The 13,755-nt window shown below is 72.4% G+C and carries 15 protein-coding genes; 12 read left to right on the plus strand and 3 right to left on the minus strand.

Translation table 11 applies throughout. The annotated features are described in order from the left end of the window. Positions 1-28 precede the first annotated feature (28 nt). The 5 genes from FHX45_RS00525 to FHX45_RS00545 all read left to right on the plus strand — a co-directional run bounded on the left by FHX45_RS00525 (position 29) and on the right by FHX45_RS00545 (position 5,052). The gene (locus FHX45_RS00525; RefSeq protein ID WP_167095991.1) at positions 29-865 is read left to right on the plus strand and encodes a glycosyltransferase; all 837 of its coding nucleotides are present in this window, start codon (positions 29-31) and stop codon (positions 863-865) included. Between the two features lie 32 nt (positions 866-897). Then, positions 898-1,698 (plus strand): family 16 glycosylhydrolase, encoded by an 801-nt coding sequence (locus FHX45_RS00530; RefSeq protein WP_167095993.1) that lies wholly within the window; start codon positions 898-900, stop codon positions 1,696-1,698. 80 nt (positions 1,699-1,778) lie between these two features. Continuing rightward, positions 1,779-2,396 (plus strand): malonic semialdehyde reductase, encoded by a 618-nt coding sequence (locus FHX45_RS00535; RefSeq protein ID WP_167095995.1) that lies wholly within the window; start codon positions 1,779-1,781, stop codon positions 2,394-2,396. A 74-nt stretch (positions 2,397-2,470) separates the two neighbouring features. Further along, the gene (thrS, locus tag FHX45_RS00540; protein ID WP_167095997.1) at positions 2,471-4,507 is read left to right on the plus strand and encodes a threonine--tRNA ligase; all 2,037 of its coding nucleotides are present in this window, start codon (positions 2,471-2,473) and stop codon (positions 4,505-4,507) included. Beyond that, a complete protein-coding gene (locus tag FHX45_RS00545; protein ID WP_167095999.1) occupies positions 4,504-5,052 on the plus strand; it encodes an HIT family protein in 549 nt (182 codons plus the stop codon). Before thrS ends, FHX45_RS00545 begins: the two co-directional genes overlap by 4 nt. A 57-nt stretch (positions 5,053-5,109) precedes the next feature. Here FHX45_RS00545 and FHX45_RS00550 read toward each other — a convergent pair whose 3' ends face one another. Then, complete coding sequence (locus tag FHX45_RS00550) at positions 5,110-5,658, minus strand: YceI family protein (RefSeq protein WP_167096001.1); 549 nt, start codon at positions 5,656-5,658, stop codon at positions 5,110-5,112. Positions 5,659-5,757: 99 nt separating this feature from the next. On the opposite strand from FHX45_RS00550, the gene FHX45_RS00555 reads away from it, so the two are divergent. From FHX45_RS00555 to FHX45_RS00580, 6 genes are all read left to right on the plus strand, one after another. Then, the gene (locus FHX45_RS00555; RefSeq protein ID WP_167096003.1) at positions 5,758-6,264 is read left to right on the plus strand and encodes a MarR family winged helix-turn-helix transcriptional regulator; all 507 of its coding nucleotides are present in this window, start codon (positions 5,758-5,760) and stop codon (positions 6,262-6,264) included. 147 nt (positions 6,265-6,411) lie between these two features. Beyond that, complete coding sequence (gene pgsA / locus FHX45_RS00560; RefSeq protein ID WP_167096005.1) at positions 6,412-7,020, plus strand: phosphatidylinositol phosphate synthase; 609 nt, start codon at positions 6,412-6,414, stop codon at positions 7,018-7,020. Next, the gene (locus FHX45_RS00565) at positions 7,020-7,937 is read left to right on the plus strand and encodes a phosphatidylinositol mannoside acyltransferase (RefSeq protein WP_167096007.1); all 918 of its coding nucleotides are present in this window, start codon (positions 7,020-7,022) and stop codon (positions 7,935-7,937) included. Before pgsA ends, FHX45_RS00565 begins: the two co-directional genes overlap by 1 nt. Further along, positions 7,934-9,073 (plus strand): glycosyltransferase, encoded by a 1,140-nt coding sequence (locus FHX45_RS00570; protein ID WP_167096009.1) that lies wholly within the window; start codon positions 7,934-7,936, stop codon positions 9,071-9,073. Before FHX45_RS00565 ends, FHX45_RS00570 begins: the two co-directional genes overlap by 4 nt. After that, positions 9,070-9,564 (plus strand): LemA family protein, encoded by a 495-nt coding sequence (locus tag FHX45_RS00575; RefSeq protein ID WP_167096011.1) that lies wholly within the window; start codon positions 9,070-9,072, stop codon positions 9,562-9,564. Before FHX45_RS00570 ends, FHX45_RS00575 begins: the two co-directional genes overlap by 4 nt. 9 nt (positions 9,565-9,573) lie before the next feature. Continuing rightward, a complete protein-coding gene (locus FHX45_RS00580; protein WP_167096013.1) occupies positions 9,574-10,089 on the plus strand; it encodes an XdhC family protein in 516 nt (171 codons plus the stop codon). Between the two features lie 36 nt (positions 10,090-10,125). Here FHX45_RS00580 and FHX45_RS00585 read toward each other — a convergent pair whose 3' ends face one another. Together FHX45_RS00585 and FHX45_RS00590 are read right to left on the minus strand one after the other, a co-directional pair. After that, positions 10,126-10,446 (minus strand): hypothetical protein, encoded by a 321-nt coding sequence (locus FHX45_RS00585; protein ID WP_167096015.1) that lies wholly within the window; start codon positions 10,444-10,446, stop codon positions 10,126-10,128. A 33-nt stretch (positions 10,447-10,479) separates the two neighbouring features. Further along, complete coding sequence (locus FHX45_RS00590; RefSeq protein ID WP_167096017.1) at positions 10,480-12,603, minus strand: elongation factor G-like protein EF-G2; 2,124 nt, start codon at positions 12,601-12,603, stop codon at positions 10,480-10,482. A gap of 203 nt (positions 12,604-12,806) precedes the next feature. Here FHX45_RS00590 and pdxS point away from each other — a divergent pair, with 203 nt between their 5' ends. Next, positions 12,807-13,721 carry a pyridoxal 5'-phosphate synthase lyase subunit PdxS gene (gene pdxS / locus FHX45_RS00595; protein ID WP_167096019.1) on the plus strand — a complete coding sequence of 305 codons (915 nt, stop codon included), beginning with the start codon at positions 12,807-12,809 and terminating at the stop codon, positions 13,719-13,721. Positions 13,722-13,755 lie beyond the last annotated feature (34 nt).

Here is a 13,755-nt window from a genome sequence, read left to right on the forward strand (position 1 = left end):
GAGCTACACCCGGAAGGGGGAAATGCCCGTGAGTGCGGCCGCGGTCTCCGTGTGCATCCCGGCATACCAGGCCGGGCGATACATCGCCGGCACCGTCAGCAGCGTCCTGTCACAGACCTTCGAGGACTTCGAACTCGTCGTGCTGGACAACGCCTCGACCGACGCGACCCCGGAGATCCTGCGGGGTTTCACCGACCCGCGGGTGCGGGTGCTCCGCAACGAACGGGTGCTGCCGCTGGCCGAGAACTGGAACCGCGTCGTGGCCGAGTCCAGGGGACGCTACGTGAAGCTGCTGTGCGCCGACGACCTGTTGCACCCGGACTGCCTGCGCCGCCAGTACGAGGTGCTCGCCGCCGATCGGGGAATCGCGCTGGTCTGCGCACGCCGCGACATGATCAGCGAAACCGGCGCCGTGCTCGCCGCGAACAAGGGGCTGCGCGGGCTGGTGGGCCGGCACGAACCGGACGCGGTGATCCGCAAGGTCGTGCGGCACGGCGGCAACCCGCTGGGCGAGCCGGGGGGCGCGCTGTTCCGCCGGGAGCAGTTCGATGCCGTCGGTGGCTGGGACCGGGGCTGGAAGTTCCCGATGGACCTCGCGCTGTGGATCCGCCTGCTGGGTCACGGGGACTTCTACGGCCAGCCGGAGTCCCTGGCCGCGTTCCGCATCGCGCCCGGCTCGTTGTCGGCGGTGGCGCGGCGCGCCGAGTACGACGAGCAGCGGGCGCTGTCGGAGGACCTGGCGAGCGACCCGGTGTGGGGGGTGCGGCCGGTGGACCGGCTGGTGGGCGCGGCGATGGCGCCGTGGGCACGGCTGCGGCGGGTGGCCCTGTTCCTGGTGGCCCGCAGCCAGGGGGCGCGGAGCTAGTCGCTCGATGGGGGGAAGGTAGTTTGGCGCGCGTGGCGCGTCGCGTAGTCATCCTGGTGGCCTGCGTAATCCTGGCGGGCGTGGCCGTCGTCGCCGTCCGGGTGACCGCGGGGCGCTTCGGCGGTGGTGACTGGCCGGCGGTGGGCACCCAGGCCCCGGGCACGGCGGTGGTCACCCCGGACCGGTCCGGCGAGGCCGCCGCCGACTACGGCTGGCGGCTGGTCGCGCAGGACGACTTCGACGGCCGGCGGGTGAACACCGCCGACTGGGAGGTCTACGCCGGGCGCAACCCGGTGTCCGGGGAGGTCCTGAGCGCGGACCAGTGCGTGGTCCGCGACGGCATCCTCACCCTGGTCGGCAACGGTGACGACACCGCAGCGACCTGTGGCATCGCCTGGCGCGCGGACCGCACCTACGGCCGGTGGGAGGTCCGCGCGCGCTTCCCGGCCCCGGCGGACCCCGACTTCAACCCGGTCCTGCTGCTGTGGCCGGAGAGCGACAGCAACACCGACGGCGAGATCGACTTCGCCGAGATCTACGATCCGGCCCGGCAGTACGTGGAGAGCTTCCTGCACGGCCCGGGCAACACGGCCGCCGGGCAGACCAGGAAGGCCCCCTTCGACATCACGGCGTGGCACAACTACGCCCTGGAATGGCAGCCCGACCACGTCACCTGCTACCTCGACGGCGTGGCGTGGGCGACCTACGGCAGGCCCGGAACCATCCCGCACCAGCCGATGCACCTGGTCATCCAGCAGAACCACAACCGCCACAAGGCCGCGGCCCCGGTCCGCAGCACCGCGGAGATCGACTGGGTGCGTCTCTACGAGTGACGATCCGCACACGGGAAATAGTCAAGCGCTCAACTATGTTGCCTGCTGAGCATGCCCACGAACCGTCCAGGGGAGCACCCATGACCTCCACCACCGGCCTCGCCGACCTCCTGCACCTGCCGCCGGACGTGCAGAACCTGCTGTTCCGGGAGGCACGCACCGCGAACTCGTTCGCCGACGAGCCCGTCGGCGAGGAGCAGATCCAGGCGATCTACGACCTGGTGAAGTGGGCGCCGACGTCGATGAACATCCAGCCGCTGCGTGCGCTGGTCGTCCGCACCGAGGAAGGCAAGCGACGGCTGCTGCCGCACATGTCCGAGGGCAACCGCGCCAAGACCGCGAGCGCCCCGGTGACCGTGGTGCTGGCCGCCGACACCGACTTCCACGAGAAGCTGCCCAGGACCTTCCCGCACAAGCCGGGCGTGAAGGACCTCTTCTCCGGTGACGAGAGCGCCCGCGAGCGCGTCGCACGGCTCAACGCCCTGCTGCAGGTCGGATACTTCATCGTCGGCGTCCGCGCCGCCGGGCTGGCGGCCGGTCCGATGACCGGCTTCGACGCCGCCGGGATCGACCGGGAGTTCTTCGCCGACCGCGCCTGGAAGTCCCTGGTCGTGGTCAACATCGGCAAGCCGGGCGAGAACCCGTGGTTCGACCGGCTGCCCCGGCTGGACTACGACGAGGTCACCGAAACCGTCTGAAGTCCCTCGCGCGAAGCGGCAGGCGGGCGGCGGATAGCATCGGTGGGACATCACTTCGTTCGAAGGAGCCCATCGTGAACCAGCCGTCGTCCGCCGCAGCCGCACCCGCCGCCAGCGTGGTGGTGCCGGCCGGGACCACGGCCGGGGCCGCGATCCGCGAGGCGGGGCTGCCGACGAAGGGGCCGGAGGCGATCGTCGTCGTCCGCGACGCCGACGGGCGTCTGCGCGACCTGGCGTGGGCGCCGGAGTCGGACGCCACGGTCGAGCCCGTCGCGGCCGGCACCGAGGACGGCCGCAGCGTCATCCGGCACTCCGCGGCCCACGTGCTCGCCCAGGCCGTGCAGCAGCAGTTCCCGGAGGCCAAGCTCGGCATCGGCCCGCCGATCAAGGACGGCTTCTACTACGACTTCCTGGTCGACAGGCCGTTCACCCCGGAGGACCTGCAGGCGCTGGAGAAGCGCATGAAGCAGATCATCAAGGGGGCGCAGCAGTTCTCGCGCCGCCGGTTCGACTCGGTCGAGCAGGCGCGGGAGGAACTCGCGGACGAGCCGTTCAAGCTCGAGCTCGTCGACCTCAAGTCCGATCTGGACACAGTGGACACCGCCGAGGTGATGGAGGTCGGCGGTGGTGAGCTGACCATCTACGACAACCTCGACCCGCGCACCAAGGAGCGCGTGTGGAGCGACCTGTGCCGCGGCCCGCACGTGCCCACCACGAAGTTCATCCCGGCCTTCACGCTGACCCGGGTCGCCGCCGCCTACTGGCGCGGCAACGAGAAGAACCCGCAGTTGCAGCGCATCTACGGCACCGCGTGGGAGTCGGCCGAGGCGCAGGAGGCCTACCTGGAGCGGCTGGCCGAGGCCGAGCGGCGCGACCACCGCCGGCTCGGCGCGGAGCTGGACCTGTTCTCCTTCCCCGAGGAGATCGGCTCGGGCCTGCCGGTCTTCCACCCCAAGGGCGGCATCATCCGGCGGGAGCTGGAGAACTACTCGCGCCGGCGGCACGAGGAGTCCGGTTACGAGTTCGTGAACACCCCGCACATCACCAAGAGCGGGCTGTTCTACACCTCGGGCCACCTGCCCTACTACGCGGACACGATGTTCCCGCCGCTGCCCCTGGAGGGCGAGGAGTACTACCTCAAGGCGATGAACTGCCCGATGCACCACCTGATCTTCCGCTCGCGCGGGCGGTCCTACCGGGAGCTGCCGCTGCGGCTGTTCGAGTTCGGCACGGTGTACCGGTACGAGAAGTCGGGCGTGGTGCACGGCCTGACCCGGGTGCGCGGGCTGACCATGGACGACTCGCACATCTACTGCACGCAGGAGCAGATGCCCGGCGAGCTGCGGTCGCTGCTGCGGTTCGTGCTGGACCTGCTGGCCGACTACGGCCTGTCCGACTTCTACCTCGAGCTGTCCACCCGTGGCGACTCGGACAAGTTCATCGGCTCGGACGAGGAGTGGGAAGCGGCCACCGAGACGCTGCGGCAGGCCGCGATCGACTCCGGGCTCGAGCTGGTGCCGGACCCGGGCGGGGCGGCCTACTACGGCCCGAAGATCTCGGTCCAGGCCAAGGACGCGATCGGCCGGTCCTGGCAGATGTCGACCATCCAGCTGGACTTCAACCACCCCAAGCGGTTCGAGCTGACCTACACCGCCGCGGACGGCAGCCGCCAGCAGCCGGTGGTCATCCACCGCGCGTTGTTCGGGTCGATCGAGCGGTTCTTCGGCGTGCTCACCGAGCACTACGCCGGCGCGTTCCCGGCGTGGCTGGCGCCGGTGCAGGTGGTCGGCATCCCGATCGCCGACGAGCACGTGGAGCACCTGCGGGGCGTGGCGAAGGCGTTGCGCGCCAAGGGGATCCGCGTCGAGGTGGACACCAGCGACGACCGGATGCAGAAGAAGATCCGCACGCACACCACGCAGAAGGTGCCGTTCATGGTGCTGGCGGGTGGCAAGGACGTCGAGGCGGGCGCGGTGTCGTTCCGGTTCCGTGACGGCAGCCAGATCAACGGTGTGCCGGTGGCCGACGCGGTGGAGGCCGTCGCCGGCTGGGTCGCGCGGAGGGAGAACAGCTCGCCGACCGCGGAGGCGCTGAAGGCGGTTCTTCCTTGACCGAGCCGGAGCTGGTGGAGCAGGACGGGGCCGGGGTGCCGGACGCGCTGCAGCGGCTGTGGACCCCGCACCGGCTGGCCTACGTGCAGGGCCAGGACAAGCCGGCGGGTGACGAGCCCGCGGGGTGCCCGTTCTGCCGCCTGCTCGGCCTGGACGACGCCGACGCGCTGATCCTGGCGCGCGGCGAGCACGTCTGGGCGGTGCTGAACCTCTACCCGTACAACCCGGGGCACCTGATGGTCCTGCCGTACCGGCACGTGGCCGACTACCCGGACCTGACCGCGGACGAGACGCGCGAGCTGGCGGAGTTCACCCAGCACGCGATGAAGGTGGTGCGGTCGGTGTCCGGGGCGCACGGGTTCAACATCGGCATGAACCAGGGCGTCATCGCGGGCGCGGGGATCGCCGCGCACCTGCACCAGCACCTGGTCCCGCGCTGGGGTGGCGACGCGAACTTCATGCCGGTGATCGGACAGACGAAGGTGCTGCCGCAGCTGCTGGGTGAGACCCGTGAGCTGCTGTCCGCGGCGTGGCGCCGGGTCTAGCGAAGCGGGACGGGCCCGGGCGCCGCGGCGTCCGGGCCCGTATCCGGTGGGCGGTCCTCAGCTCTGCAGGAGGGCCTCGATGTTCAGCTCGATCCGGACCTTGTCGCTCACCACGGCACTCGGCACGTTCGCGCCGACGCCGAAGTCGGTGCGCTTGATCTCGGTGGCGGCGGAGATGCCGAACACCTTGCTGCCCTCGGCCAGGCCGTCGGCGAAGCCGCCGACCTCGGCGCTCAGCGTCACCGGCTTGGTGACGCCGTGCAGGGTCAGCTCGCCGTCGATGAAGTACTCGCCGTCCTCGGCCCGGACCCCGGTGGAGACGAAGGTCAGCGTGGGGAACTGCTCGACATCGAGGAACTCGGCGTTCTTGACGTGCGCGTCGCGGTCGGCGTTGTTGGTGTCGATGCTGTCGGCCTTGATGGTGGCGGTCACCTTCGATCCGGCCAGGTCGGCTCCGGTCACGATCTCGCCCTCGACGTTGTCGAACCGGCCGCGGACCTTGGACACGCCCAGGTGGCGCACGATGAAGTCGACGTCGGAGTGCACCGAGTCGATGGTCCAGGTGCCGGCGATGTAGCCGGGGATCTCGATGGTCGAAGCGGTCATGGTTGTCTCTCCTCGGGGAAGCGGGGATCTGTGGTTGAGCCCTCAACCAGACCGTAGCGGAAAATGATTGAGCGCTCAACTAGGGGTAGGATGTGTGACATGTCCGAACCGCGATGGCTCAGCGCGGAGGAGCAGCGCGTGTGGCGCGACTTCTCGATCGCCGTCTCGATGCTGCGTGGCCACGTGGAGTCCCAGCTCCAGCGGGACGCCGGAATGCCGCACACCTACTACGAGGTGCTCGTCGTGCTGTCCGAGGCGCCCGGCCGCACCCTGCGGATGAGCGAGCTGGCCGAGAAGTGCCGTTCATCACGCAGCCGCCTCTCGCACGCGGTCGCGCGCCTGGAGGCCAGCGGCTGGGTCGTCCGCGACAGCTGCGGCACGGACAAGCGCGGCTCCTTCGCCCGGCTCACCGACCGCGGGTTCGCCGCGCTGCGAGCCGCCGCCCCCGGACACGTGGAGGCGGTGCGTGAGGCGCTGTTCGACGCGCTCACGCCCGACCAGGTCCGCGCGCTGGGCGAGATCGCCCAGGCGATCCAGCACAAGCTCACGCCGCAGTGCGCGGCGGCCATGGCCGCCCTCGAGGACCCGCTGGACGAGCCGGTCTGAGCGCCCGCGGCGGCGGGTTGGGCGCGCCGCGTCACCGGATCGTCGTAGCGGGTGGATAGGCTGCGTCCAGCACACCCGACCCCGCAGCCCCAGGTGAACGCCGAGAACGATGGACATGCCCGCCGAAACCGCCATCCCGACGATCCGATGCTGAACATCTTCGCGCGAGCGTCCGTCTCGCGAGCCCTGGACCCGCTCGGTCACGCGCTGGTGCGGGCCGGCCTGACCCCGAACGCCATGACCGCCATCGGCACGGCCGGGGCGATCGTCTCCGCCCTGGTGTTCTTCCCGAACGGGATGCTGCTGGCCGGCACGTTCACCGTGTGGGGTTTCGCGATGCTCGACCTGCTCGACGGCGCGATGGCCCGCGCCCGCGGGTACGGCACCCCGTTCGGTGCGACCCTGGACGCGACCTGCGACCGGCTGGCCGACGGCGCGTTGTTCAGCGGCATCGCCTGGTGGTGCTTCGCGGTCGAGCACAACCTGCGCGCGGCCGCCGCCTGCCTCGTCTGCCTGGTGCTGGCCCAGGTCATCTCCTACATCAAGGCCCGCGCCGAGGCGGAGGGCCTCGCCGCCGACGGCGGGCTGGTCGAGCGCGCCGAGCGGCTGATCATCGCGCTCGTCGGCACCGGGCTGGAAGGGTTCGGGGTGCCGTTCGCGGTCGAGGGCACGCTGTGGCTGCTCGCGGCCGGCTCGATCATCACCACGATCCAGCGGATGCTGGCCGTGGCCGCCTCCGCCCGGGAGGCGGGCTGATGGGCCGGTTCGGCGAGCGGATGGCGGACCTGGGGTACGCCGCGGGCTGGACCGTGGTGAGCCGGTTGCCGGTCCCGGTGGCCAGGGCGGGGTTCGCGCTGGCCGCCGATTTCGCCGCGCGGCGCAAGGGCCCCGGTGTGCGGCAGCTGCGCCGCAACCTGGCCCGCGTGGTGCCGCAGGCCGGCGAGACCGAGCTCGACGAGCTGACCCGCCAGGCCGTGCGCTCCTACGCGCGCTACTGGCACGAAGCGTTCCGGTTGCCCAGCCTGGATCCCGCGCGGATCCGGTCGCGGGTCGAGGCGACCATCAGCGGCGTGGAGAACCTCGACGCGGCGCTGGCCGAAGGCAACGGCGCGGTGGTCGCGTTGCCGCACAGCGGGAACTGGGACGTGCCGGGTATCTGGGCGGTCGGCCGGTACGGCCCGTTCACGACCGTGGTCGAGCGCCTCAAACCGGAGTCGCTGTTCCAGCGGTTCGTGGCCTACCGCGAGTCCCTGGGCTTCGAGATCCTCTCCGCCGACGGCGGCACCGGCTCGTTCCGGCTGCTGCTGCAGCGGTTGCGGGAGAACCGGGTGGTCTGCCTGATCGCCGACCGGGACCTCTCCGGCGGCGGCGTGCCCGTGTCGTTCTTCGGCGAGAAGACGAGCATGCCGGCCGGCCCGGCGCGGCTGGCCGCGAGCACCGGTGCCGCGCTGTTGCCGGTGGGCAGCTGGTTCACCGAGGACGGCTGGGGCATCCGGATCCACCCGCGGATCCGCGTCACGCACCGCAGCGAGGTGCCCGCCGCGACCCAGGCGCTGGCCGACATCTTCGCCGGCGACATCGCGGCGCACCCGGCGGACTGGCACATGATGCAAAAGCTGTGGACCGCCGATGCCGGGGAGGACGGCGTTCCGGCGCGGGAGGAAGCGGCGTGAAGGTCGGGATCGTCTGCCCGTACTCCTTCGACGTCCCCGGTGGCGTCCAGGGGCACGTCACGGACCTGGCGCGCGCCCTGCTCGCGCGCGGGCACCAGGTGTCGGTGCTGGCGCCCGCTGACGAGGACGCCGACCTGCCGGACTTCGTGCAGCCCGCGGGCAAGGCCCTCGGCATCCCCTACAACGGCTCGGTGGCGCGGCTGCAGTTCGGGCCGGTCTCCTACGCGCGGGTGCGGCGCTGGCTGCGGGAGGGCGCCTTCGACGTGCTGCACCTGCACGAGCCCGCCGCGCCCAGCCTGTCGCTGCTGGCGCTGACGGTCGCCGACGGGCCGATCGTCGCCACGTTCCACACCTCCACGCCGCGCTCGCGGACGCTGTCGGCGTTCCAGCCGGTGCTGCGCCCGCTGCTGGAGAAGATCACCGCGCGGATCGCGGTGTCGGCGCTGGCGCGGCGGGTGCAGGTCGAGCACGCGGGCGGGGACGCGGTGGAGATCCCCAACGGGGTGGACGTCGAGTTCTTCTCGCGCGCGCGACCGCTGGCGGGCTATCCGCGGGCGGGCGGCACGATCGGGTTCGTCGGCCGGTTCACCGAGCCGCGCAAGGGCATGGACGTCCTGCTCGACGCCGCCCGCCGCCTGCTGCCGGAGTTCGGGGACCTGCGGCTGCTCGTCGTCGGGCGTGGCGAGCCCGAGGCGCTGCACCGGATGGCCGGGCCGGAACTCGTCCCGCACCTGGAGCTGCTCGGCCAGGTCGACGACGACACCAAGGCACGGGCGCTGCGCAGCGTGGACGTCTACTGCGCGCCGAACACCGGCGGCGAGAGCTTCGGGATGATCCTCACCGAGGCGATGGCCGCCGGAACCGCCGTGGCGGCCAGCAACCTCGACTCGTTCCGCCGGGTGCTCGACGACGGCCGGGCCGGCGCGTTGTTCGCGACCGGCGACGGCGCGGCGCTCGCGACGTGCCTGCGCGAGCTGCTCGGCGATCCGGCGCGGCGGACGTCGCTCGCGGCGGCGGCGGGGGAGCGGGTGGCGATCTTCGACTGGCCGGTGGTGGTGACGCAGGTGCTGCGGGTGTACGAGACCGCGATCGCCGCCGATCCGCGCCGGGTCAGTGCGCGGGAGGCGCCGCTGTGAGCGTCTTCGTGCTGGTCGTCACGATCGTCGCGGCGGTGGTCGTGCTCGGCGGCCTGTTCCTGGTCGCCACCGCGAACCGGCTGGACCGCCTGCACGTCCGGCTCGACGCGGGGTGGGCGGCGCTGGACGCGGCGCTGGCCCGGCGGGCGGTGGTGGCGCGGGCCGTGGCCGCGGTCGACGGCGCCGCGCCGGGCCTGCGGGAGGCGGCCGACCTCGCGGAGAAGGCCCCGCGTGCCGAGCGGGAGGTCGCGGAGAACGAGCTGACGCGCCTGCTCGCGACCATCGACCGCACCCGGCTGCCCGCCCAGCTGGCCGGGGAGCTCACCGACGCCGAGCACCGGGTGGTGATCGCGCGCCGGGTGCACAACGACGCGGTGCGGGACACGCTGGCGCTGCGCCGGCGGCGGAAGGTGCGGTACTTCAAGCTCGCCGGCACCGCACCGCGGCCGGAGTACTTCGAGATCGCCGAACCGCCGCTGCCCGGCGCCTAGGATCGGGGCATGGCTTCCGAAACCGACCCGGCGTGCGCGGTGGCGCACGGCGCCGGCGACCCGTCGGCGGAGACCCGCACGCTGGTGGCGGTGTTCTCCTCGCCGGTCGCGCAGTTCCTGCTCCGCTACGGCCAGGACCTCGGCTACCGCGCGGTGCTGTTCGATCCGGATGCGACCCGTACCGCCGAGGTCCCGGGTGCCAAGGTGACGGCCGTGCTGCCGGACCTGGACGCGGACACGGACGTCGTGGTGACCGACCACCACCGGGCCGAGCTGGGCCCGGCGCTGCGCGATGTCCTCGCGCAGCCGGTCCGGTGGGCCGGGGTGATGGGCAATCCGCGGCACGAGGGCCCGCACGTCGCGGCGCTGCGCGCGCTGGGCGTGGCCGAGGCGGACATCGCGCGGGTGCACCGGCCGATCGGCCTCGACATCGGCTCCCGCCGCCCGGCCGAGATCGCGATCGCCACCCTGGCCGGGCTGATCGCCGACCGCAACGGCCGCCCCGGGGGCTTCTTTCCCCGCTGAGCGCGGGCCGGGGCGCGTGGTGCACCCGGCGTCCCGCTAGCCGCGCGAGGCACGCACCGCGGCGCCGGCCGCGTCCAGGGCCAGGTCGACGGTCACGACGGAACCGTCACCGTCGGTGCGCCCGTGTTCGTCGATCGCGAGGCCGATCAGGGCGAGGTCGGCGGCACGATCGCGCAGCGACCACTGCTCCGGGGTCTCCGCACCCGGCGGTTCCGTCTCGTCCCGGTGCCGTGCGGCCACCGCTGCCGCCGCGAGCTCCCGCGGCAGGCGCACCGTGATGCGCTGCTCCCCGATCGCCGCGCCGATGGCGGCGAGCACCTCGGCGTCCTGCCCGTAGCGCTCGTACTCGCTGGTCATGATCACGAGCTTACGGGCGGCAAAGGCGTCTCCTCAGGCGTGCGCCGCGGCCAGGTTCTCCGGCAGCGGGTCGTACCGCGCGTGCCGGCGGGTGAACAGCGCCGTGCCGGAGCTCAGCGAGCGCAGCTCCGTGGTGTACCGCAGCAGCTCGGTCGCGGGCACCTCGGCGCGGATCACGCTGCGGCCCTGGCCCACCGACTCGGTACCGAGCACCCGGCCGCGCCGCGACGACAGGTCGCCCAGCACCGCGCCCAGGTACTCGTCGGGCACGCGGACGTCCACCTCGTCGAGCGGTTCGAGCAGCACCACCCGCCCGTTCGCGGCCGCGTCCTTGAGCGCCAGCGCCCCGGCGGTCTGGAACGCCGCGTCCGAGGAATCCACGCTGTGCGCCTTGCCGTCGACCAGCGTGACGCGTACGTCGACCACCGGGTGGCCGGCCACCAGCCCGCGCTGCAGCTGCGCCCGCACTCCCTTCTCCACGCTGGGGATGAACTGGTTCGGGATGGCGCCGCCGACGATCCGGTCGACGAACTCGAACCCCGCGCCGCGCGGCAGTGGCTCGACCTCGATGTCACACACCGCGTACTGGCCGTGCCCGCCGGACTGCTTCACGTGCCGCCCGTGCCCCTTGGCCGGGGCGGCGAACGTCTCGCGCAGGCTGACCTTGACCGGTTCGGTGTCCACCTCGGCACCGCCGGCGCGCAGCCGCGACAGCACCACGTCGGCGTGCGCCTCGCCCATGCACCACAGGACCAGCTGAGCGGTCTCGGCGTTGCGTTCCAGCCGCAGCGTCGGGTCGCCGGCGACCAGCCGGGACAGGTTGCGCGCCAGCGCGTCCTCGTCGCTGCGGTTGCGGGCCACCACGGCGACCGGCAGCAGCGGTTCGGGCATCGGCCACGGGCGCATCAGCAGCGGGTGGTCGGGGGCGGAGACGGTGTCGCCGGTCTCGGCCGAGCCGACCTTGGTCAGCGCGCACAGATCACCGGCCACGCAGTAGGGCACTTCGCGCAGGTTCGCACCCAGCGGGGAGTACAGGTGGGCCACCCGCTCGTCGGTGTCGTGGTCCTCATGGCCGCGTTCGGCCATGCCGTGCCCGGACACGTGCACCGGCCGTTCCGGCCGCAACGTCCCGGAGAACACCCGCACCAGCGACACCCGCCCGACATAGGAGTCCACGGCGGTGCGCACCACTTCGGCGGCCAGTGGCCCGTCCGGATCGGTGCTCAGCGCCGGGTGCGGCGCGCCGTCCGGCCCGGTGACCGGCGGCAGCGCGTGCTCCAGCGGTGACGGGAACGCCCGGACGATGCCGTCGAGCACCTCGGCCAGCCCCACCCCGGTGGTGGCGCACACCGGGATGACCGGGTGGAACGAGCCGCGCGCCACCGCGGTCTCCAGGTCGGAGATCAGCGTCTCCTCGCTGATCTCCTCGCCCGCGAGGTAGCGGTCCATGAGGGTCTCGTCCTCGCTCTCGGCGATGATGCCCTCGATCAGCTCGTTGCGTGCCTCGGTCAGCCGCTCCAGGTCGGCCGGCGCGGGGTCGCCCAGGCGCGGCGGATAACCCTGCGAGTAGTCGTAGAGGCGGCGGGTGATCAGCCCGACCAGGCCCGGCTCCGGGCCGGTGGCCGGCAGGTACAGCGGAAGCACGCCGGCGCCGAACGCGTCCTGGCACGCGGCGATCTCGTCCTCGGGGTCGGCGCGGTGGTGGTCCAGGCGGGAGATCACGACCGCGCGCGGCATGCCCACCGCGGCGCACTCCTCCCAGACGGCCACCGTGGCGGGGTCCACGCCCTCGAACGCGCTGACCACGAACAGCGCGGCATCGGCGGCGCGCAACCCGGCCCGCAGCTCGCCCACGAAGTCGGCGTACCCCGGGGTGTCGATCAGGTTGATCTTGTGGTCCTGGTGCATCAGCGGTGCCACCGACAGCCCGACCGAGCGCTGCTGGCGCACCGCCGCCGGGTCGTGGTCGCACACGGTGGTGCCCTCCACGACGGAACCGGCCCTGGCCACGGTGCCGGACACCGCGAGCAGGGCCTCGGTGAGGGTGGTCTTGCCGGAGCCCGAGGGACCCACCAGGACCACGTTGCGGACCTTGACCGGGTCGTCCACAGCGACCGCGGCTCCGGCGTCGACGGTGCGGGCTTGTTTGTCGGCCATGGCGCGCTCCCCGGGACGACAGCAGCAGGTGTGTCCTCGATCACACACCCGGCGGGCATGGTCCGGCAACCCCGGCCGGTCAGGTTGCGCCTGCGGGGCGAAAGTGGACTGCTGGAATCGCGGCGAACTGGCCTGGGGGAGCGGTCCACCAGAACCTAGACTCGACCGTGCACCCCTTCGTGTTTCGTGAAAGGCGTCCCGTCGTGTCCGAAGTTGAACCCAGCAGTTCCGCCACGCCCGAGCGGGGCACCGCGCGCGTCAAGCGCGGCATGGCCGAGATGCTCAAGGGCGGCGTGATCATGGACGTCGTCACCCCCGAGCAGGCGAAGATCGCCGAGGACGCCGGTGCGGTGGCCGTGATGGCGCTGGAGCGCGTGCCCGCCGACATCCGCGCCCAGGGCGGGGTGGCGCGGATGAGCGACCCGGACCTCATCGAGGGCATCATCTCCACGGTGTCCATCCCGGTGATGGCCAAGGCCCGGATCGGGCACTTCGTCGAGGCGCAGGTGCTCCAGTCGCTCGGGGTGGACTACATCGACGAGTCCGAGGTGCTCACCCCGGCCGACTACGCCAACCACATCGACAAGTGGGCGTTCACCGTGCCGTTCGTGTGCGGGGCGACCAACCTGGGCGAGGCGCTGCGCCGCATCACCGAGGGCGCGGCGATGATCCGCTCCAAGGGCGAGGCCGGCACCGGCGACGTGTCGAACGCGACCACCCACATGCGCAAGATCCGCGCGGAGATCCGGCGGCTGACGGCGCTGCCCGAGGACGAGCTGTACGTGGCGGCCAAGGAGATGCAGGCGCCCTACGAGCTGGTGCGCGAGGTGGCCGAGCGCGGGAAGCTGCCGGTCGTGCTGTTCACCGCCGGCGGGATCGCCACCCCCGCCGACGCGGCGATGATGATGCAGCTGGGCGCCGAGGGCGTGTTCGTCGGGTCCGGGATCTTCAAGTCCGGCGACCCGGCCAAGCGCGCGGCGGCCATCGTCAAGGCGACCACGTTCCACGACGACCCGGACGTCATCGCGAAGGTCTCCCGCGGCCTCGGCGAGGCGATGGTCGGCATCAACGTCGACGACGTGCCCGAGCCGCACCGCCTCGCCGAACGCGGCTGGTAGCTCCACCCGCCCGGCCCGCTCCCGCGCCGCCGCC

Origin of the sequence: Amycolatopsis granulosa (assembly GCF_011758745.1) — a bacterium.
Taxonomy (GTDB): Bacteria; Actinomycetota; Actinomycetes; order Mycobacteriales; family Pseudonocardiaceae; genus Amycolatopsis_E; species Amycolatopsis_E granulosa.

What these genes read in the sequence shown, in the direction of transcription:
- FHX45_RS00535 (WP_167095995.1), top strand. Translation starts at nt 1,779, where the DNA reads ATGACCTCCACCACCGGCCTCGCCGACCTCCTGCACCTGCCGCCGGAC.
- FHX45_RS00550 (WP_167096001.1), bottom strand. Translation starts at nt 5,658, where the DNA reads ATGACCGCTTCGACCATCGAGATCCCCGGCTACATCGCCGGCACCTGG.
- FHX45_RS00555 (WP_167096003.1), top strand. Translation starts at nt 5,758, where the DNA reads ATGTCCGAACCGCGATGGCTCAGCGCGGAGGAGCAGCGCGTGTGGCGC.
- pgsA (WP_167096005.1), top strand. Translation starts at nt 6,412, where the DNA reads ATGCTGAACATCTTCGCGCGAGCGTCCGTCTCGCGAGCCCTGGACCCG.
- FHX45_RS00565 (WP_167096007.1), top strand. Translation starts at nt 7,020, where the DNA reads ATGGGCCGGTTCGGCGAGCGGATGGCGGACCTGGGGTACGCCGCGGGC.
- FHX45_RS00580 (WP_167096013.1), top strand. Translation starts at nt 9,574, where the DNA reads ATGGCTTCCGAAACCGACCCGGCGTGCGCGGTGGCGCACGGCGCCGGC.
- FHX45_RS00585 (WP_167096015.1), bottom strand. Translation starts at nt 10,446, where the DNA reads ATGACCAGCGAGTACGAGCGCTACGGGCAGGACGCCGAGGTGCTCGCC.
- FHX45_RS00590 (WP_167096017.1), bottom strand. Translation starts at nt 12,603, where the DNA reads ATGGCCGACAAACAAGCCCGCACCGTCGACGCCGGAGCCGCGGTCGCT.